Annotated in this window: 28 protein-coding genes and 1 pseudogene; all 29 read left to right on the top strand. The window is 41.5% G+C overall.

Annotated elements, in window-relative coordinates; all coding sequences use genetic code 11:
* Positions 1 to 16 precede the first annotated feature (16 nt).
* Entirely contained in the window at positions 17 to 2,092 is a 2,076-nt protein-coding gene (fusA, locus tag IG80_RS0102435; protein ID WP_032112440.1) for an elongation factor G, read from the top strand.
* Positions 2,093 to 2,135: 43 nt separating this feature from the next.
* Entirely contained in the window at positions 2,136 to 3,326 is a 1,191-nt protein-coding gene (gene tuf / locus IG80_RS0102430; RefSeq protein ID WP_032112439.1) for an elongation factor Tu, read from the top strand.
* Positions 3,327 to 3,399: 73 nt separating this feature from the next.
* Positions 3,400 to 3,708 (top strand): 30S ribosomal protein S10, encoded by a 309-nt coding sequence (gene rpsJ / locus IG80_RS0102425; protein ID WP_032112438.1) that lies wholly within the window; start codon positions 3,400 to 3,402, stop codon positions 3,706 to 3,708.
* A 9-nt stretch (positions 3,709 to 3,717) separates the two neighbouring features.
* The gene (gene rplC, locus IG80_RS0102420; protein WP_032112437.1) at positions 3,718 to 4,359 is read left to right on the top strand and encodes a 50S ribosomal protein L3; all 642 of its coding nucleotides are present in this window, start codon (positions 3,718 to 3,720) and stop codon (positions 4,357 to 4,359) included.
* Positions 4,360 to 4,392: 33 nt separating this feature from the next.
* Positions 4,393 to 5,016 carry a 50S ribosomal protein L4 gene (gene rplD, locus IG80_RS0102415; protein WP_032112436.1) on the top strand — a complete coding sequence of 208 codons (624 nt, stop codon included), beginning with the start codon at positions 4,393 to 4,395 and terminating at the stop codon, positions 5,014 to 5,016.
* On the top strand, positions 5,013 to 5,321 hold the full coding sequence (locus IG80_RS0102410) for a 50S ribosomal protein L23 (protein WP_032112435.1): 309 nt from the start codon (positions 5,013 to 5,015) through the stop codon (positions 5,319 to 5,321). The genes rplD and IG80_RS0102410 overlap by 4 nt, the downstream gene beginning before the upstream one ends.
* A gap of 2 nt (positions 5,322 to 5,323) precedes the next feature.
* Complete coding sequence (rplB, locus tag IG80_RS0102405; protein ID WP_032112434.1) at positions 5,324 to 6,148, top strand: 50S ribosomal protein L2; 825 nt, start codon at positions 5,324 to 5,326, stop codon at positions 6,146 to 6,148.
* Positions 6,149 to 6,160: 12 nt separating this feature from the next.
* Positions 6,161 to 6,439: a 30S ribosomal protein S19 gene (gene rpsS, locus IG80_RS0102400; RefSeq protein WP_032112433.1), complete on the top strand. Its 279-nt coding sequence runs from the start codon at positions 6,161 to 6,163 to the stop codon at positions 6,437 to 6,439.
* 2 nt (positions 6,440 to 6,441) lie between these two features.
* Positions 6,442 to 6,792 (top strand): 50S ribosomal protein L22, encoded by a 351-nt coding sequence (rplV, locus tag IG80_RS0102395; RefSeq protein WP_032112432.1) that lies wholly within the window; start codon positions 6,442 to 6,444, stop codon positions 6,790 to 6,792.
* Positions 6,793 to 6,796: 4 nt separating this feature from the next.
* Positions 6,797 to 7,474, top strand: a complete 678-nt coding sequence (gene rpsC / locus IG80_RS0102390) for a 30S ribosomal protein S3 (RefSeq protein WP_032112431.1) — start codon at positions 6,797 to 6,799, stop codon at positions 7,472 to 7,474.
* Positions 7,475 to 7,501: 27 nt separating this feature from the next.
* Positions 7,502 to 7,912, top strand: a complete 411-nt coding sequence (gene rplP / locus IG80_RS0102385) for a 50S ribosomal protein L16 (protein WP_032112430.1) — start codon at positions 7,502 to 7,504, stop codon at positions 7,910 to 7,912.
* Positions 7,913 to 7,921: 9 nt separating this feature from the next.
* On the top strand, positions 7,922 to 8,125 hold the full coding sequence (rpmC, locus tag IG80_RS0102380; protein ID WP_032112429.1) for a 50S ribosomal protein L29: 204 nt from the start codon (positions 7,922 to 7,924) through the stop codon (positions 8,123 to 8,125).
* Positions 8,125 to 8,370, top strand: a complete 246-nt coding sequence (rpsQ, locus tag IG80_RS0102375) for a 30S ribosomal protein S17 (RefSeq protein WP_032112428.1) — start codon at positions 8,125 to 8,127, stop codon at positions 8,368 to 8,370. Before rpmC ends, rpsQ begins: the two co-directional genes overlap by 1 nt.
* A gap of 12 nt (positions 8,371 to 8,382) precedes the next feature.
* Entirely contained in the window at positions 8,383 to 8,751 is a 369-nt protein-coding gene (rplN, locus tag IG80_RS0102370; protein WP_032112427.1) for a 50S ribosomal protein L14, read from the top strand.
* Positions 8,751 to 9,071 (top strand): 50S ribosomal protein L24, encoded by a 321-nt coding sequence (gene rplX / locus IG80_RS0102365; RefSeq protein ID WP_032112426.1) that lies wholly within the window; start codon positions 8,751 to 8,753, stop codon positions 9,069 to 9,071. The genes rplN and rplX overlap by 1 nt, the downstream gene beginning before the upstream one ends.
* Positions 9,072 to 9,090: 19 nt before the next feature.
* Positions 9,091 to 9,630 (top strand): 50S ribosomal protein L5, encoded by a 540-nt coding sequence (gene rplE / locus IG80_RS0102360; protein WP_032112425.1) that lies wholly within the window; start codon positions 9,091 to 9,093, stop codon positions 9,628 to 9,630.
* A gap of 11 nt (positions 9,631 to 9,641) precedes the next feature.
* Positions 9,642 to 9,947, top strand: coding sequence for a 30S ribosomal protein S14 (gene rpsN, locus IG80_RS0102355; RefSeq protein WP_032112424.1), 306 nt, complete (start codon positions 9,642 to 9,644; stop codon positions 9,945 to 9,947).
* 6 nt (positions 9,948 to 9,953) lie between these two features.
* Positions 9,954 to 10,352, top strand: a complete 399-nt coding sequence (gene rpsH / locus IG80_RS0102350; RefSeq protein WP_032112423.1) for a 30S ribosomal protein S8 — start codon at positions 9,954 to 9,956, stop codon at positions 10,350 to 10,352.
* 12 nt (positions 10,353 to 10,364) lie between these two features.
* Positions 10,365 to 10,898: a 50S ribosomal protein L6 gene (gene rplF, locus IG80_RS0102345; protein ID WP_032112422.1), complete on the top strand. Its 534-nt coding sequence runs from the start codon at positions 10,365 to 10,367 to the stop codon at positions 10,896 to 10,898.
* A 4-nt stretch (positions 10,899 to 10,902) separates the two neighbouring features.
* Complete coding sequence (gene rplR / locus IG80_RS0102340; protein ID WP_032112421.1) at positions 10,903 to 11,265, top strand: 50S ribosomal protein L18; 363 nt, start codon at positions 10,903 to 10,905, stop codon at positions 11,263 to 11,265.
* Between the two features lie 9 nt (positions 11,266 to 11,274).
* Positions 11,275 to 11,823: a 30S ribosomal protein S5 gene (gene rpsE / locus IG80_RS0102335; protein ID WP_032112420.1), complete on the top strand. Its 549-nt coding sequence runs from the start codon at positions 11,275 to 11,277 to the stop codon at positions 11,821 to 11,823.
* A 2-nt stretch (positions 11,824 to 11,825) separates the two neighbouring features.
* Positions 11,826 to 12,023, top strand: a complete 198-nt coding sequence (gene rpmD / locus IG80_RS0102330) for a 50S ribosomal protein L30 (RefSeq protein ID WP_032112419.1) — start codon at positions 11,826 to 11,828, stop codon at positions 12,021 to 12,023.
* 18 nt (positions 12,024 to 12,041) lie between these two features.
* On the top strand, positions 12,042 to 12,497 hold the full coding sequence (gene rplO / locus IG80_RS0102325) for a 50S ribosomal protein L15 (protein ID WP_032113280.1): 456 nt from the start codon (positions 12,042 to 12,044) through the stop codon (positions 12,495 to 12,497).
* A 22-nt stretch (positions 12,498 to 12,519) separates the two neighbouring features.
* On the top strand, positions 12,520 to 13,863 hold the full coding sequence (secY, locus tag IG80_RS0102320) for a preprotein translocase subunit SecY (protein ID WP_032112418.1): 1,344 nt from the start codon (positions 12,520 to 12,522) through the stop codon (positions 13,861 to 13,863).
* 23 nt (positions 13,864 to 13,886) lie between these two features.
* Positions 13,887 to 14,525: pseudogene (locus tag IG80_RS0102315) on the top strand (adenylate kinase); the annotation flags it as partial.
* Between the two features lie 14 nt (positions 14,526 to 14,539).
* The gene (gene rpsM, locus IG80_RS0102310; RefSeq protein WP_032112417.1) at positions 14,540 to 14,920 is read left to right on the top strand and encodes a 30S ribosomal protein S13; all 381 of its coding nucleotides are present in this window, start codon (positions 14,540 to 14,542) and stop codon (positions 14,918 to 14,920) included.
* A 20-nt stretch (positions 14,921 to 14,940) separates the two neighbouring features.
* The gene (gene rpsK / locus IG80_RS0102305; protein ID WP_032112416.1) at positions 14,941 to 15,333 is read left to right on the top strand and encodes a 30S ribosomal protein S11; all 393 of its coding nucleotides are present in this window, start codon (positions 14,941 to 14,943) and stop codon (positions 15,331 to 15,333) included.
* Between the two features lie 47 nt (positions 15,334 to 15,380).
* Complete coding sequence (locus IG80_RS0102300) at positions 15,381 to 16,400, top strand: DNA-directed RNA polymerase subunit alpha (RefSeq protein WP_032112415.1); 1,020 nt, start codon at positions 15,381 to 15,383, stop codon at positions 16,398 to 16,400.
* A gap of 23 nt (positions 16,401 to 16,423) precedes the next feature.
* Positions 16,424 to 16,825: a 50S ribosomal protein L17 gene (rplQ, locus tag IG80_RS0102295; RefSeq protein ID WP_032112414.1), complete on the top strand. Its 402-nt coding sequence runs from the start codon at positions 16,424 to 16,426 to the stop codon at positions 16,823 to 16,825.
* Positions 16,826 to 17,056 lie beyond the last annotated feature (231 nt).

Here is a 17,056-nt window from a genome sequence, read left to right as displayed (position 1 = left end):
ATGGTTGGATGACGATATGACAAGAACAACGCCACTCGCAAACTACCGTAATATAGGTATTATTGCTCACATTGATGCTGGTAAGACCACAACAACTGAGCGTGTCCTTTATTACACTGGAAAGTCCTATAAAATTGGTGAAGTCCATGAAGGGACTGCAACCATGGACTGGATGGAACAGGAACAAGAACGCGGTATTACAATTACGTCTGCTGCAACCACATGTTTCTGGAATGATCATCGTATTAATATCATCGACACTCCTGGTCACGTTGACTTTACCGTAGAAGTTGAGCGCAGTTTGCGCGTGCTTGACGGTGCAGTCGCAGTTTTTGACGGTGTGGCTGGTGTTGAACCTCAATCTGAAACTGTTTGGCGCCAGGCTGACAAGTATCGCGTTCCGCGTATTTGCTTTGTCAACAAGATGGACCGTATGGGGGCAGATTTTTATCGTTGTGTGAATATGATTGTGGATCGCCTTGGTGCGAATCCATTGGTGATGCACTTACCGATTGGTATCGAAAGTGACTTCTCAGGTATGGTTGACTTGATCACCATGAAGGCCATTGTTTGGCAAGATGAATCACTCGGTGCGAAGTTTGATATTGTTGAAATTCCTGCTGATATGAAAGAAAAAGCAGAAGAATATTATGCTAAGTTAGTTGAAACAGCTGTTGAAGCTGATGATGCGGTGCTTGAAAAGTATTTGTCTGGTGAAGAAATTTCTACTGCAGATTTGAAACATTGTATCCGTAAAGGGGTTCTAACCCAAAAATTCTTCCCAGTTCTTTGTGGGACTGCGTTTAAGAATAAAGGTGTTCAGCCACTTCTTGATGCTGTTGTTGATTACTTGCCCTCACCCCAGGACCTTATCCAGATTGCTGGTACTTCTGTTGATGGTGATGAGGAAATTATTCGTAAAATTGATGATAATGAGCCTTTCAGTGGTCTTGCATTTAAGATTATGACTGATCCATTTGTTGGAACATTGACCTTCGTTCGTATCTACTCAGGTAAGCTTGAATCAGGTAGCTATATCGTGAACGCAACAAAAGGGAAACGTGAACGTGTCGGTCGTATGTTGTTGATGCATGCAAATAGTCGTGAAGATATTCCAAATGCTTATGCCGGTGACATTATTGCTTTTTGTGGTTTGAAAGAAACGACGACTGGTGATACGTTGTGCGAACCGACAAAGCCTGTAATTTTGGAGAAAATTATTTTCCCTGAACCTGTTATTGAAGTTGCTATTGAGCCAAAGACAAAAGCTGACCAAGAAAGAATGGGGCTTGCCTTGTCAAGGTTTGCCAGGGAAGATCCGTCATTCCGTGTCACTACAGATCCTGAAACAGGTCAAACTGTTATTAAAGGGATGGGGGAGCTTTATCTAGAAATTATCGTTGACCGCATGCGTCGTGAATTTAAAGTTGAAGCAAACGTTGGAGCACCACAGGTTGCATACCGCGAAACCATTACCAAAACAAACGAAGTCGACTACACCCATAAAAAACAATCTGGTGGTTCTGGTCAATTTGCTCGTATTAAACTTCGCTTTGAGCCGTTGCAGCCGGGTGAAGGTTTTGTATTTGAAAATGAAATCGTGGGTGGTGCTGTTCCAAAAGAGTATATCCCTGGCGTTCAAAAAGGATTGCAATCTTCTCTCGACACAGGTGTAGTTGCGGGATATCCAGTAATTGACTTTAAGGCCGTCTTGTTTGATGGGGCGTACCATGATGTTGACTCCAGCTCACTGGCATTTGAAATTGCAGCGCGTGCAGCTTTCAGAGAAGGTTTGGTAAAGTGTAACCCCAAGTTATTAGAGCCCCTCATGAATGTGGAGGTTGTCACGCCAGAAGATTACATGGGAGACATTCTTGGTGACTTGATGAGCCGCCGTGGTATAGTGAAGAATATGGACCAACGTGCTAACGCCCGTGTGATCTCCGCAATGGTTCCATTATCGTCAATGTTTGGTTATGTTAATACGCTTCGCTCTATGAGCCAAGGTCGTGCGCAGTTTTCAATGGTTTTTGCTTGCTACGACCAGGTCCCTCAAAGCGTAGCGGATGAAATTAAAGCTAAGGCCAGATAAGCTTTAGCTCAATTTATATGAATATTATGTTTAGGAATTAAAAATGTCTAAATCAAAGTTTGAGCGCAATAAGCCGCATTGTAACATCGGAACGATTGGTCACGTTGACCATGGTAAGACATCACTCACAGCAGCGATTACGAAAGTACTGGCTGAAACCGGTGGTGCACAATTCACAGCTTACGATCAAATCGACAAAGCTCCTGAAGAAAGAGCCCGTGGTATTACGATTTCAACAGCCCACGTTGAATACGAAACTGCTAATCGACACTATGCACACGTTGACTGTCCAGGACACGCTGACTATGTTAAGAACATGATCACAGGTGCGGCGCAGATGGACGGCGGTATTCTTGTTGTTTCAGCAGCTGACGGCCCAATGCCACAAACTCGTGAACACATCTTGCTTGCCCGTCAGGTTGGTGTTCCAGCGCTTGTTGTTTTCATGAATAAAGTTGACATGGTTGATGACCCAGAATTGTTGGATTTGGTTGAGCTTGAGGTTCGTGAACTTCTTTCCTCCTATGACTTTCCAGGTGATGACATCCCTGTTGTTCGTGGTTCTGCATTATGTGCTCTTGAAGGTCGTGACGAGGCAATTGGTCGCGAAGCGATTTTGAAATTGATGGAAGCTGTCGACACTTACATTCCACAACCAGAACGCGCAATAGATCGTCCATTCTTGTTGCCAATTGAAGACGTATTCTCCATATCAGGTCGCGGGACTGTGGTGACAGGTCGTGTTGAACGGGGTGTTATTAAAGTTGGTGAAGAAGTGGAAATTGTTGGTATTCGCGACACTCAAAAGACAGTGTGTACTGGTGTTGAAATGTTCCGCAAACTGCTTGATCAAGGTCAAGCAGGGGATAACATTGGTGCGTTGCTTCGCGGAACAAAACGTGAAGATGTTGAACGTGGTCAAGTTTTGGCAGCGCCTGGGTCGATTACACCGCATACAGTGTTCGAAGGTGAATGCTATATCTTGACAAAAGAAGAAGGCGGTCGTCACACAGCGTTCTTTGGTAACTATCGTCCACAGTTCTACTTCCGTACAACAGACGTTACAGGTACTGTAAAACTTCCTGAAGGAGTTGAAATGGTAATGCCAGGTGACAATGTCAATATGATTGTTGAGTTGATTTCACCGATTGCGATGGACGAAGGTCTACGGTTTGCGATTCGTGAAGGAAACCGTACTGTTGGTGCTGGTGTCGTCGCTAAGATCGTTAAATAAAGAAAGTCGTTGATTTATTTAAGCGCAAGGGGCATACTGCCCCTTGCAACTTTATTAAAGTGAGCTGTTTAATATGGAAAATCAAAATATAAGAATTAGATTGAAGGCATACGATCATCGTTTGCTTGACCAGTCTGTAAAAGAAATTGTTAATACTGCTAAGCGTACTGGTGCGCAAGTTCGGGGCCCTATACCGTTGCCAACACTAATCGAACGGTTGACTGTTTTGCGCTCCCCGCACATTGACAAAAAATCCCGTGAGCAATTTGAAATTCGTACTCATAAAAGAGTGATCGATATTATTGAATGGTTGCCGCAAACTGTTGATGCATTGATGAAACTTGACCTCGCCGCTGGGGTTGATGTTGAAATCAAGTTATAGAGGTGAATTATGAGAACTGGTCTCATTGCTGAAAAAATTGGTATGACGCAGGTGTTTGCCGCTGACGGTACTTTAGTCCCAGTAACGGTTCTTCGCGTTGACAATTGTGTTGTGATTGGCAAAAAAACAGAAGATAGTGCTGATGGTTATACAGCAGTTCAGCTCGCTGCAGGGCAAGTTAAGCCAAATAACCTGACAAAGCCTGTTCGTGGATTCTTTGCGAAAGTAGGAATCGAACCGCGTGCACATATAAAAGAATTTCGTGTTGATGTTGAGCACTTGCTCGACCCAGGAACTGAAATTACTGCAGCTCACTTTACTGCTGGTCAAATGATTGACGTAACAGGCATTTCTGTTGGTAAAGGTTTTGCTGGTGCTATGAAACGCCATAATTTTGGTGGGTTGCGCGCATCACACGGTGTTTCTGTTTCGCACAGAAGTCACGGTTCAACGGGGAACCGTCAAGATCCAGGTAAAGTCTTTAAGAACAAGAAGATGGCTGGTCACATGGGGGCCCGTCAGGTGACGAAACTCAATCTAACAGTTCATGGTATTGATGTTGATCGTGGGTTGATTTTTGTTAAGGGAAGTATCCCCGGGTCACGTAGTGGAATTGTATACGTTCGTGATGCAATTAAATGCACAGCGTAATCTTGTCTGTAAGATTGAAGAATGGTTACTAAAATGAAACATAATGTATTAGATCTAAATGCCAAGAAAACTGGCGATATAGAGCTTAACCCAGAAATTTTCGGGTTAGAGCCAAGAGTTGACATTTTGTCGCGTGTTATCGAGTGGCAATTGGCAAAGCGTCGTGCTGGAACTCACAAAACTAAGGTTGTGGCTGAGGTACGTGGAAGCGGTAAGAAGATTTACCGCCAAAAAGGTACTGGCGGTGCCCGTCATGGTAGTAAACGTCAAGTTCAATTCCGTGGTGGTGCCGTTTCCTTCGGTCCAGTTGTTCGCTCACACGCATATGCGTTACCAAAAAAAGTTAGAAAGCTTGGTTTGAAAATTGCTTTGTCAACAAAGCTTGCCTCTGGCGAATTGCTGTTTATTAATGATTTTAACCTTCCGTCGGCTAAGGCGAAAGATTTGCTTTCTGTTATGACTAAGTTGGATATTGTGAATACACTTCTTATCGATTATGAAGTTCCAGCAGACTGCAATGTTCTAAAAGCATCAGGCAATATCAGAGACTTTGATGTCTTGCCCCAAATAGGTGCGAACGTTTACGATATTATGCGTAAGGACAAAGTTATTCTAACAGTCGGTGCTGTTAAAGCATTAGAGGAACGCCTGCGATGAAAAATATAAATAAAGTTGATATTTCATTGTTTGATGTAATATCATCCCCATTGGTGACTGAAAAATCAACGAGACAGAGCGAAAACAACCAAGTTGCTTTTATTGTGAACAAGACGGCAACAAAGCAAACTATTAAGTCAGCTGTTGAGCTTGCTTTCAATGTTAAAGTTGATGCAGTAAATACGCTTATCCTCAAAGGTAAGCAAAAACGTTTTCGTGGTAGATTAGGTCAGCAAAGTAATCGCAAAAAAGCGATTGTAACATTGGCTAAAGGTCAGACCATTGATATTGCTTCGGGAATCTAAAGATGGCATTAAAAACATATAAACCGACCACTCCTTCTCAGCGCCAGCTGGTTAATATCGATCGTTCGGAACTTTGGGCAGGTAAGCCTTTCAAAGGTCTGACAGAGGGTAAAAAGAAAACTGGGGGCCGTAATAATCACGGCCGTATCACCAGCTGGAATCGCGGTGGTGGTCATAAACAGCGTTATCGTTTGATTGACTTTAAGCGTCGCAAATTAAATGTAGAGGCGACTGTTGAGCGTATTGAATATGATCCAAATCGTTCTGCATTTATTGCTTTAATTCAATATGTAGATGGTGAACATTCCTACATTGTTGCACCTCAACGCTTAAAAGTAGGTGACAAGGTTATCTCTGGTGAAAATTCTGATATTAAGCCTGGTAACGCCTTGCCACTTAAAAATATTCCTGTGGGGACAATTGTTCACAATATTGAAACTAAAATTGGTAAAGGAGCTCAACTTGTTCGTTCAGCTGGTGCTTATGCCCAGATTGCCGGGCGTGATGGTTCCAATACTATTTTGAAATTAGCATCAGGTGAATTACGTTTGATCCGAGGAGAGTGTTATGCTTCTATAGGGGCTGTCTCTAACCCTGATCATCAAAACAGAAACTATGGTAAAGCTGGTCGTAGTCGTTGGCTCGGTTGGAAACCATGTGTTCGTGGTGTGGCTATGAACCCGATTGATCACCCCCACGGTGGTGGTGAAGGGCGTACATCTGGTGGTCGTCACCCTTGTACACCTTGGGGTATTGCCACAAAAGGTAAGAAAACTAGAAATAATAAGCGTACATCACAATACATTATTAGAAAAAGAAGTAAATAACGGAGACTACTCGTGCCAAGATCAGTTTGGAAGGGTCCATTTTTTGATGGTTATCTGCTTAAAAAAGCTGAAACAGCTCAAAAATCTGGACGTAAAGACGTTATTAAAACGTGGTCTCGCCGTTCAACAATCCTACCACAATTCGTGGGACTTACATTTGGGGTTCATAACGGTAAGAAATTTGTGCCTGTTTTTGTAACAGAAAACATGGTTGGTCATAAGCTTGGTGAATTTGCACCAACAAGAACTTATTATGGCCATGGGGCTGATAAGAAAGCGAAAAGAGGCTAATTATGAAGAAAAATAATACAGCTTTAGCTAAACTTCGTCGCATTCATGTAAGCCCACGAAAGCTCAATCTAGTTGCCCAACAAATCCGTGGGCTAAAAGTAGCAAAGGCTCTTGACTTGTTGACGTTCTCCCGTAAGAGAATCGCCCTTGATGTGAAGAAAACTTTGATGTCTGCAATTGCAAACGCAGAAAACAACCATGGCTTAGATGTTGATAATCTCGTTGTTCACGAAGCAAGCGTTGGTCAAGCGTTCTTAATGAAACGCTTTATGGCTCGTGCAAAAGGTCGTGGTGTTGGAATTAGAAAGCCATTTAGTCATTTGACAATTATTGTTCGCGAACAAGAGGTTTAAGGTTATGGGTCAAAAGGTTAATCCAATTGGTCTTCGTCTCGGAATTAACAAAACGTGGGATTCACGCTGGTATTCTGAAAAAGACTATGCAACTCAGTTGCATCAAGATTTACAAATTAGAAAATTTGTTCACGAAAATTTGCAAGCTTCTGGAGTTTCTCGTGTTATTATCGAACGGCCTTCTAAAAAAGCGCGTTTGACAATTTATACCGCGCGTCCAGGTGTTTTAATTGGTAAAAAGGGTGCGGATATCGAAAAACTTCGTAAAAAGCTTTCTGATATCACTAAAACTGAAGTTATTATAAATTTGGTTGAAGTTCGTAAGCCTGAATTAGATGCTCGTTTGATTGCTGAAAGCATTGCACAACAAATAGAACGTCGTGTTTCTTTCCGTAGAGCTATGAAGCGCTCTATGCAGTCTGCAATGCGTCTTGGCGCATTGGGTATTCGCGTTAACTGTTCCGGTCGCTTAGGTGGTGCTGAAATCGCCCGTATGGAATGGTACCGCGAAGGTAGAGTTCCTCTACATACATTTAGATCCGACATTGATTATGGTCTAGGTGTTGCTAAGACTACCTATGGGACATGTGGTATTAAGGTCTGGGTGTATAAGGGGGAAATCCTTGAGCACGACCCTATGGCGCATGAAAAAAGAAGCGTAGAAGCGCCTGTAAACAGGTAATTTTATAAAAGTAGAGGATTTTACTTGATGTTAGCGCCAAAAAAGACTAAATATCGTAAAGCGTTTAAGGGGAGAATCCACGGTAACGCAAAAGCAGGTACCACTGTTTCCTTTGGTACCTATGGATTAAAAGCATTAGAGCCTGCTCGTATTACTGCTCGCCAAATTGAAGCTGCTCGTAGAGCTATTACACGGCACATACGCCGTGTTGGTCGTGTTTGGATTCGTATCTTTCCAGATGTGCCAGTTTCTACAAAACCAGCTGAAGTGCGTATGGGAAGCGGAAAAGGTAGTCCAGAATATTGGGTGTGCCGTGTGAAGCCAGGCAAGATTATGTTTGAATTAGATGGTGTATTGCCTGAAGTAGCAGAGAAGGCATTTGAACTTGCCGCGGCGAAGTTGCCAATTGCAACTCGTTTCGTAAAACGTATTGGTTGAGGTAGAAAAGTGAAGTACCAAGAATTAACAACAAAAACGGCGAGTGAATTGTATGATTCACTCATTGCGTTAAAGAAAGAGTTACTTGGTTTGCGCATTCAGAAGAGTATGGGGCAATTGCAGAATACAGCTCAAATTCGCAAGAATAGAAAAGATGTTGCGCGGATCATGACACGTCTAGACCAACTTAAAAATGATACAGGGAGCTTATAATGCCACGCAGAGTTTTTGAGGGTGTAGTTGTGAGTGATACAAATGACAAAACAATTGTTGTTCGTGTTGAAAAACGCATTAAACATCCTGTTTATAAAAAATATATCACGCGTTCATGTAAGTATGCTGCGCACGATCCAAGCAATACTTACAAGATTGGTGACTTGGTAAAAATTATAGAAGGACGGCCAATCTCTAAGTCTAAACGTTGGCACGCAGTCTACGCAGATAGTGCGCAAGTCTAAGGAGCCAGTAAAATGATTCAAACAGAAACACGTTTAGATGTAGCTGATAACTCCGGTGCCAAACAAGTACTTTGCATTAAAGTACTTGGTGGCTCTAAGCGCAGATATGCGTCCATCGGGGATGTTATTGTTGTGTCTATTAAAGATGCTTTGCCAAAAGGTAAGGTAAAAAAAGGTGACGTACATCGCGCAGTTGTCGTTCGTACCAAACAGTCTATCCGTCGTCAAGATGGTAGTGAAATTGAGTTTGATACTAATGCTGCTGTACTTATTAACAAGGCTGGTGAACCAATTGGGACACGTATTTTTGGCCCCGTAACAAGAGAACTACGTAACCTTGGTTATATGAAAATTATTTCGCTTGCTCCAGAGGTTCTATAATGACTGTAGTTAAATTTAAAATCAAAAAAGGTGACCGCGTTATTGTCAGAACTGGCGGTGATAAAGGTAAGATTGGTACCGTTTTGAAAGTGCTTTCTAAAACATCTTCGCTCCTTGTTGAAGGAGTTAAGATAGTTAAGCGCCACACAAAGCCAACACAAATGAGTGCTGGGGGGATCATCGAAAAAGAAACTAAGATTCATATTTCTAATGTGGCCCTTATTGATCCAAGAGATAATACTGCAACAAAAGTTGGTTATAAAATCTTGGAAGATGGTTCTAAGGTAAGATTTGCCAAAAAAAGTGGCGATAACATTTAAGTAGGATGTGAAGGCTGTCATGACACGGCTCTATGATTATTACAAGAATGAAGTAGTCAAAAACCTTGTGAAGGAATTTGGCTACGGAAATGAATTGCAAGTTCCTCGGTTAGAGAAAATTGTAATTAATATGTGCGTAAAAGAAGCAGCACAAGATAGTAAAAAATTGCAAGTTGCAGTTGATGAACTAACGGCAATTGCTGGGCAAAGACCAGTAATCACTAAAGCTAAAAAATCAATTGCTGGCTTTAAACTTCGCGAAGGAATGAGTATTGGCGCTAAAGTAACTCTACGTCAAGATCGTATGTTTGAGTTCTTTGATCGTCTAATTAACATTGCTTTACCTCGAGTTCGGGATTTTCGGGGCGTTTCTGGGAAGAGCTTTGATGGTCGTGGGAATTATGCCATGGGCCTTAAGGAACAAATTATTTTCCCTGAAATTAACTATGATAAAGTTGATAAAGTTCGCGGGATGGACATTATCATTTGTACAACAGCAGGTACAGACAAAGAGGCCAAAGCATTGCTCAAGGCTCTTAATGTACCATTTATGAACTAAGGCGGTATAAAATGGCACGTTTAGGTTCTGTTAATAAAAATAACCGTCGTCGGCAACTTGCAGAGAAATCTGCAAGCCGTCGTGATAAATTAAAAGAAGTTATTTACGATAAAAATGTCGATTTTGAAGCGCGTATAGAAGCTGTAATTAAGTTGTCTGAATTGCCACGCAACTCATCAGCAACACGCATTAGAAATCGTTGTGAAGTTTCAGGTCGTCCACGTGGATTCCACCGCAAATTCCGCATGTCTCGTATTGCTGTGCGCGAATTGGGGTCTCTTGGTCTAATACCTGGTTTAATTAAGTCAAGTTGGTAATTAACTATGTATGTAAATGATCCAATTGGTGATATGTTGACTCGTATTCGTAATGGTCAACTAGCACATAAAGCGAAAGTTGTGTCACCTAACTCTAAGCAACGCAGAGCTATCCTTGATATCTTGAAAAGCGAAGGTTATATTCGGGGGTACTCAGTTAATGCTGTTAGACCTGGTATCGAAGATGTCGTTATTGAGTTGAGATATGTTGAAGGTGAAGCTGCTATTAAGACTATTGATCGTGTTTCTAAGTTAGGCCGTCGTGTCTATTCTTCAGTAAGCGATATCGGTACTGTTCATAGTGGCTTGGGTATATACATTCTTTCTACATCAAAAGGTGTAATGTCAGACGTAGATGCTAAAGAGCAAGGTCTCGGTGGCGAAATTCTTTGTAAAGTATTTTAGTTAGGGGTAAACATGTCACGTGTAGGAAAGAACCCTATTATTGTTCCTGCTGGTGTTAATGTCAACATTAGCAATGGTACAATTGAAGCTGCAGGAAAGCTAAGTAAGCTTAGCATGCAGTTGTCTGATGCGGTTACTGTCGAAATGACAGATGGGCAAATCCTTGTAAAGCCAGCCAATGAATCGACTACAGCTCGTGCTCTTTGGGGGACAACACAACGCCGCATCAAAAATTTAGTAAATGACGTTGCAAATGGTGTTACTGTTAATTTAGAACTTGTAGGCGTTGGTTATAGAGCTTCGGTTCAAGGTAACAGTCTATCTCTGCAGTTAGGTTTTAGTCATGATGTTGTTTATACCTTACCTAATGGTATAACAGTTAAGTGTGAAAAACCTACTTCTGTTGCAATTACAGGTGCTGATCGCCAGTTGGTTGGTCAAGTAGCTGCAGAAGTTCGTAGCTATCGCCCGCCAGAACCGTATAAAGGTAAAGGTGTGATTCGTCAGGGCGAATTTGTAATTAGAAAAGAAGGTAAGAAGAAGTAGTATTATGTCTAATTCTATTAATTTACATGAACGACGAAAGACAAGGCTCCGTGCTAAATTGCGTCGCGTAAACGCAGAGAGACCAAGACTGACTGTTCACCGTACAAATACCCATATTTATGCTCAAATCATTGATGGCGAAAAAGCGGTTACAATTGCTTGTGCTTCAACTGTTGAAAAAGAATTGAGAGTGAATCTCAAAAATGGTGGCAACATTGAGGCGGCAAAGAAGATTGGCAACTTAATAGCAGAGCGCGCATTAAAAGCAGGTGTCAAGTCCGTTGTTTTTGATCGTTCAGGATATATCTATCACGGTCGCGTGAAGGCTTTAGCTGATGCTGCTCGTGAATCTGGATTAAGCTTCTAAGGATTTAAAATGGCTAAAGTAGCAAATAATGATAAAAATGTACGTGAAGAGCAAGAGCTCGTCGAAAAACTCGTGAGCGTACGTCGTGTGACAAAGGTTGTTAAGGGGGGTAAAAACCTTCGCTTTTCAGCACTTGTTGTTGTGGGTGACGGTCGAGGTCGAGTTGGTTTTGGTTCAGGTAAGGCGCGTGAAGTTCCTGACGCTGTTCGCAAAGCAACTGAACAGGCCAAGCGTTCTATGGTTCGTGTACCTCTTCGTGAAGGGCGTACATTGCACCATGATGTAACGGGTCGTTTTGGGGCAGGTCGTGTTTATTTAAGAACGGCTCCGGCAGGGACTGGTATTATTGCTGGTGGTCCAATGCGTGCAGTTTTTGAGGCTTTAGGTCTTCAAGATGTTGTTAGCAAATCTGTAGGTACTTCCAACTACTACAATATGGTTCGTGCAACAGTTGCCGCATTGACAAATGTACACTCTCCAAAGCAAATTGCTCATAGGTTAGGACGTAAAGTTCCTGAAATTGTCGCACGTCGCGATGCCTCTCAAATAAGGAGATAATCATGACGAATAAAGAAAAAACAAAGGCTACTATCGTAGTGCGCCAAGTTGGAAGCCCGTTGCGTAGAGACGCTCGTCAATCACTTTACTTAAAGTCACTTGGTCTTGGTAAAATGAATAGAACTAAAGAGCTATTGGATACACCAGCAGTTCGCGGTCTGATTACCAAGGTGTCTCACATGGTTGAAGTTGTTGAGTAGTGTGAGGTTGTAATGTCAATAAGATTAAATGAAATCCAAGATAACCGTGGAGCCAGGCGTGAAAAAAAGCGCTTAGGTCGTGGCATAGGTTCAGGTCTTGGTAAGACTTCGGGTCGCGGCGGAAAAGGCCAAACTGCACGCTCTGGCGTTGCTATAAATGGCTTTGAAGGTGGTCAAACACCTATTTATCGTCGATTGCCGAAACGTGGTTTTAAGAATATTCATGCGCAAGACTTATTTGAGCTAACTTTTGAAAAACTTAATGTCGCCGTTGATGCTGGCCTAATTAAAGCTGGTGAAACTGTTGATCGTGATGTTTTGGTAAAAATTGGTTTTATGAAAAAATGGTATGATGGTATCAGTCTTGTCGCAACTGGTGAACTAAAGCATAAATTTACTTTAGAAGTTACTCGTTCAACAAAATCAGCTCTCCAACAAGTTGAAAAACTTGGTGGTAGTGTCAAGTTATCATAATTTGTAATAAGTAGGTGTCGTTATGGCTTCAGCTGTTGAGCAGCTTGCTTCAGGTTTTAATTTTTCTACCTTTGCTAAGGCAGAGGATTTAAAAAAGAGAATTTGGTTTACATTAGCTGCGTTAGTCGTTTACCGTTTCGGCACTTATATTCCCTTACCAGGAATTAATCCTGAAGTGATTCGCGAGTTTACTCAAGATCACTCAGGTGGAATTCTGGGCATCTTAGATATGTTCTCTGGGGGTGCAATTGGTCGTATGACTATTTTTGCATTGAATATTATGCCATATATTTCTGCTAGCATTATTGTGCAGCTTTTAACGTCTGTATCGCCCCATCTTGAAGCCTTGAAAAAGGAAGGCGAATCTGGTAAGCGTAAATTAAATCAGTATACGCGTTATGGAACAGTTTTTCTGGCCTCAATTCAGGCGTTCGGTATTGCGGTTGGGCTTGAAAAAATTACAGTTGCTGCGGGTTCTGCTGTTTTAAATCCAGGGATTATTTTTAAGCTGTCTACAATAGTGACGCTTACAGGTGGAACACTTTTTATTATGTGGTTGGGTGAGCAAATCACTTCACGTGGTATTGGGAATGGGATCTCGTTAATCATTTACTCAGGTATCGTTGCTAACTTGCCGCAAGCGGTTGTTCGTACTTTTATTTTGGGTCGTGAAGGGGATGTCTCCACACTTCTGATTATTGGTGTCCTTTTTATGATTGCAGTAGTTATTGGCTATATCGTGTTTATGGAGAAAGCGCAACGTCGCATCTTGATTCAATATCCAAAAAGGCAGGTAGCCGCCGATCGTCCAGCAAGTGCGCAGTCATCTCATTTGCCTCTAAAACTGAATAGCTCTGGTGTCATTCCGCCAATTTTTGCTTCTTCTTTGTTGCTTTTTCCCGCCACTATTGGAAGCTTTTCAGGGGCAAACCCGGATTCATTTTTAGGAATGATAGCAGTTCATTTGTCACATGGTAAGCCTTTATACATAGCTTTATATATTTCGCTAATCGTATTTTTTGCATTCTTCTATACGGCGATTGTCTTTAATCCGACAGAGACTGCTGAAAATCTGCGTAAAATGGGGAGTTTTATCCCAGGTATTCGCCCAGGCAAGATGACTGCTGATTTTTTGGATTATGTTTTAACTAGGCTAACTGCTGTTGGTGCACTTTACTTGGCCTCTATATGCGTGTTGCCAGAGTTAATTCTCGCGAAAGTATCTCTACCTTTTTACTTTGGTGGGACAAGCTTATTAATCGTGGTTAGTGTAACCATCGATACGATCAGTCAACTTCAGTCACACCTTGTGGCTCATCAATACGAAGGATTGATCCGTAAAGCAAAGCTTAAAGGGAAAATGTAAAAGATGATTTTTATTTTTTCGGTCCGCCGGGCTCAGGTAAAGGCACGCAGGCACAAAATCTAGTTGATAACTATAATTTTGTTCACATATCAACTGGTGATTTGCTTAGGCGAGAAATAGATGCCCAATCTGGTTTAGGGTTAAAGGTTAAATCTATTATGGAATCAGGGCTGTATGTTCCAGATGAGATTGTAACTGAAATAATTGGAAATGTTTTGGAAAGACCTGGAAAAGTAAATTTCATTTTTGATGGATATCCAAGGACATTAAATCAAGCACTTGCTTTTGATACCTTACTTAGTGTAAAAAAGTTAAAAGTTGATTTAGTAATTAATTTTGAAGTTGATACAGAGCTTCTTGTTGAAAGAGTCTCAGGTCGTTTCTCTTGTGCGTCATGTGGTGCAGTTTATCACGATGTTTATAAAATACCTCTTGTATCTGGGGTGTGTGATAAGTGCCATGGAAATAAGTTTATTCGACGTAAAGATGATAACCCTGAAGTCTTAAAAAAGCGCGTCGAAGTGTATATGAAGGAAATAGAGGCGGTTCGTGATTTTTACCGAAATAAAGGTTTAGTGAAAGATATCGATGCGTCTCAAGCTGCTGAATCAATTCAAGCTGAAGTTAAAAATAGTTTGGTTCAGTCAGGTTTTATTATTTAAGGGAGATAATTGCAGTGGCTCGTATTGCTGGTGTTAACATACCGACCCAAAAAAGAGTGTTAATTTCTTTAACATATATTTATGGTATTGGTCGAGTTATGTCTAAAGAGATTATTGAAAAGGCTGGCATTGATGAAACTCGTCGTGTTAGTGACTTATCTGATCAAGAAGTTTTGAAAATTCGTGAAATCATTGATAGAGACTATAAAGTTGAAGGTGATTTGCGTCGTGAAATTTCTATGAATATTAAGCGTTTGACAGATTTGGGATGCTATCGTGGTTTGCGTCACCGTCGTGGTTTGCCAGTTCGCGGTCAACGCACGCATACAAATGCTCGCACCAGAAAAGGTAAGGCTGTGCCTATCGCTGGTAAGAAAATGGCTGGTAAGAAATAAAAATTAGACGGTAGTTAAAAATGGCACAGAAATCAGTTACTCGTGTAAAGCGTCGCGAACGTAAAAATATCGTAAACGGACAAGTACACATTAGCGCAACATTTAACAATACATTGATTACCATTACAGACGACATTGGAAACGTTATTTCCTGGTCATCTGCTGGAACAGTTGGTTTTAAAGGCTCTAGAAAATCAACACCCTATGCAGCTCAAGTTGCTTCTGAGGACGCTGCACGTAAAGCTGCAGAGCATGGTCTAAAGAATGTTGCTGTGTACGTAAAAGGACCAGGTTCAGGTCGTGAAACTGCCTTGCGTGCTTTGCAAGCTGTTGGTTTTACAGTTACATCCATTAAAGATGTTACGCCGATTCCACACAATGGATGCAGACCACCTAAGCGTCGTCGCGTATAATTGTTTTTTGGTCGCAACAAGCTTTAGTTAATATAGTGGGGAACACAGTGTTACAAAACAATTGGCAGGCGCTCATTAAGCCGCACAAATTAGATGTTAGGTTTCTTAACCAGAACCTTCGTGAAGCGGTAATTATTGCTGAGCCGCTAGAACGTGGTTATGGTATGACTTTGGGGAATACCTTAAGAAGAATACTTTTATCGTCTTTGCAGGGAGCTGCAATTACATCTATTAAAGTTGATGGTGTTTTGCATGAGTTCTCCACCATCCCTGGGGTTAGGGAAGATGTTGCTGACATCATCTTAAACTTGAAAACTGTGGGTGTTCGGTCAGATGCAGAAAATTCCAAGCGTTTAAGATTGAATGTTACTGAAACAGGGCCCGTGTACGCTGGACAAATTGAATGCCCTGCTGATGTTGAAATACTGGATCCGGATGTGCTTATTTGTACATTAGATGAAGGTGGAAAGCTCAATATGGAGCTTACGGTTGAAAATGGTAAGGGCTATGTTCCTGCTGCGAACATGATTACTGATGAAAAACCGATCGGTGTTATGCCTATTGATGCTATTTTTAGTCCGGTAAAGCGTGTTAGCTATAAGGTTGATCAAACTCGCGTTGGGCAGCGTACTGACTATGATAAACTGACTATGCATATTGTGACTGACGGTTCTATGAAACCAGATGATGCTGTTGCTTTGGCAGCTCGTATTATGCAAGATCAGTTGCAACAATTTGTAAACTTTGAAGAGCCAAAGTATGCAGAGAAAAAGAAAGAAGCGGTTGAACTTCCCTTCAATCCTAATTTGTTGCGCAAGGTTGATGAGCTTGAACTTTCAGTTCGTTCAGCAAATTGCTTAAAGAATGAAAATATTATTTACATTGGTGACTTGGTCCAAAAGACTGAGCCAGAAATGTTAAAGACACCTAATTTTGGTCGTAAGTCGCTTAATGAGATTAAAGAAGTTCTTGAAAATATGGGCTTGAGCCTAGGTATGATGATTCCATCTTGGCCGCCAGAAAATATTGAAGAATTAACAAAGAAACTTGAAGACCCTTTTAATTAAGATTTTTTGGTTGGAGATAAAAAATGAGACATGCCCTTAAAGGCCGTAAACTAAATAGAACAAGCTCACACAGAAAAGCTTTGTTCTCAAACTTGGCCCAAGCTTTGATTACACGTGAGCAAATTACAACTACTTTGCCAAAAGCAAAAGACTTGCGTCCGTATGTGGAAAAATTAATTACTCTTGGTAAACAAGGTACATTGCATTCACGCCGCTTGGCAGCATCTCGCTTGCGCGATGAAGCATCAGCACAAAAGCTGACAACAACTTTGGCCGAACGTTATGCCGATCGGAATGGTGGTTATGTTAGGATTATCAAAGCTGGTTTCCGTTATGGAGATAATGCACCCTTAGCAATCATTGAATTAGTTGACCGTGATGAATCTGCAAAATCATCAGCAGCTGTTGAAGTAGAAGCTGAATAAAGCTTTGCTTTATAAACTTTAAAAAGTTTAAAAAGGCGGCCATATGTGCCGCCTTTTATAGGTTTCCCAAACTTGCCCAACACTACTGTTATTAAGATAGTTTTTTCCTCAATATTTCGGGGGAAGGGGCGTTTCTCAAGGTAGCTAGTCGTCGTTGGATGAGGTGTGTAAAAGCAGTAAGAGCAAAGGCTTGAGTGAAGGGAGACTGGGAATATAATTGCCAAGCTATAC

This window comes from Candidatus Paracaedibacter symbiosus (assembly GCF_000757605.1).
GTDB classification, from domain to species: Bacteria; Pseudomonadota; Alphaproteobacteria; order Paracaedibacterales; family Paracaedibacteraceae; genus Paracaedibacter_A; species Paracaedibacter_A symbiosus.
Note: the sequence above shows the minus strand (reverse complement) of the source record. Positions and strands in the feature narration are given on the sequence as shown.

Bases quoted from the DNA above. Each gene is read 5' to 3' on its own strand.
- fusA (WP_032112440.1), top strand. From the start codon at position 17: ATGACAAGAACAACGCCACTCGCAAACTACCGTAATATAGGTATTATT.
- tuf (WP_032112439.1), top strand. From the start codon at position 2,136: ATGTCTAAATCAAAGTTTGAGCGCAATAAGCCGCATTGTAACATCGGA.
- rpsJ (WP_032112438.1), top strand. From the start codon at position 3,400: ATGGAAAATCAAAATATAAGAATTAGATTGAAGGCATACGATCATCGT.
- rplC (WP_032112437.1), top strand. From the start codon at position 3,718: ATGAGAACTGGTCTCATTGCTGAAAAAATTGGTATGACGCAGGTGTTT.
- rplD (WP_032112436.1), top strand. From the start codon at position 4,393: ATGAAACATAATGTATTAGATCTAAATGCCAAGAAAACTGGCGATATA.
- IG80_RS0102410 (WP_032112435.1), top strand. From the start codon at position 5,013: ATGAAAAATATAAATAAAGTTGATATTTCATTGTTTGATGTAATATCA.
- rplB (WP_032112434.1), top strand. From the start codon at position 5,324: ATGGCATTAAAAACATATAAACCGACCACTCCTTCTCAGCGCCAGCTG.
- rplV (WP_032112432.1), top strand. From the start codon at position 6,442: ATGAAGAAAAATAATACAGCTTTAGCTAAACTTCGTCGCATTCATGTA.
- rpsC (WP_032112431.1), top strand. From the start codon at position 6,797: ATGGGTCAAAAGGTTAATCCAATTGGTCTTCGTCTCGGAATTAACAAA.
- rplP (WP_032112430.1), top strand. From the start codon at position 7,502: ATGTTAGCGCCAAAAAAGACTAAATATCGTAAAGCGTTTAAGGGGAGA.
- rpsQ (WP_032112428.1), top strand. From the start codon at position 8,125: ATGCCACGCAGAGTTTTTGAGGGTGTAGTTGTGAGTGATACAAATGAC.
- rplN (WP_032112427.1), top strand. From the start codon at position 8,383: ATGATTCAAACAGAAACACGTTTAGATGTAGCTGATAACTCCGGTGCC.
- rplX (WP_032112426.1), top strand. From the start codon at position 8,751: ATGACTGTAGTTAAATTTAAAATCAAAAAAGGTGACCGCGTTATTGTC.
- rplE (WP_032112425.1), top strand. From the start codon at position 9,091: ATGACACGGCTCTATGATTATTACAAGAATGAAGTAGTCAAAAACCTT.
- rpsN (WP_032112424.1), top strand. From the start codon at position 9,642: ATGGCACGTTTAGGTTCTGTTAATAAAAATAACCGTCGTCGGCAACTT.
- rpsH (WP_032112423.1), top strand. From the start codon at position 9,954: ATGTATGTAAATGATCCAATTGGTGATATGTTGACTCGTATTCGTAAT.
- rplF (WP_032112422.1), top strand. From the start codon at position 10,365: ATGTCACGTGTAGGAAAGAACCCTATTATTGTTCCTGCTGGTGTTAAT.
- rplR (WP_032112421.1), top strand. From the start codon at position 10,903: ATGTCTAATTCTATTAATTTACATGAACGACGAAAGACAAGGCTCCGT.
- rpsE (WP_032112420.1), top strand. From the start codon at position 11,275: ATGGCTAAAGTAGCAAATAATGATAAAAATGTACGTGAAGAGCAAGAG.
- rpmD (WP_032112419.1), top strand. From the start codon at position 11,826: ATGACGAATAAAGAAAAAACAAAGGCTACTATCGTAGTGCGCCAAGTT.
- secY (WP_032112418.1), top strand. From the start codon at position 12,520: ATGGCTTCAGCTGTTGAGCAGCTTGCTTCAGGTTTTAATTTTTCTACC.
- rpsK (WP_032112416.1), top strand. From the start codon at position 14,941: ATGGCACAGAAATCAGTTACTCGTGTAAAGCGTCGCGAACGTAAAAAT.
- rplQ (WP_032112414.1), top strand. From the start codon at position 16,424: ATGAGACATGCCCTTAAAGGCCGTAAACTAAATAGAACAAGCTCACAC.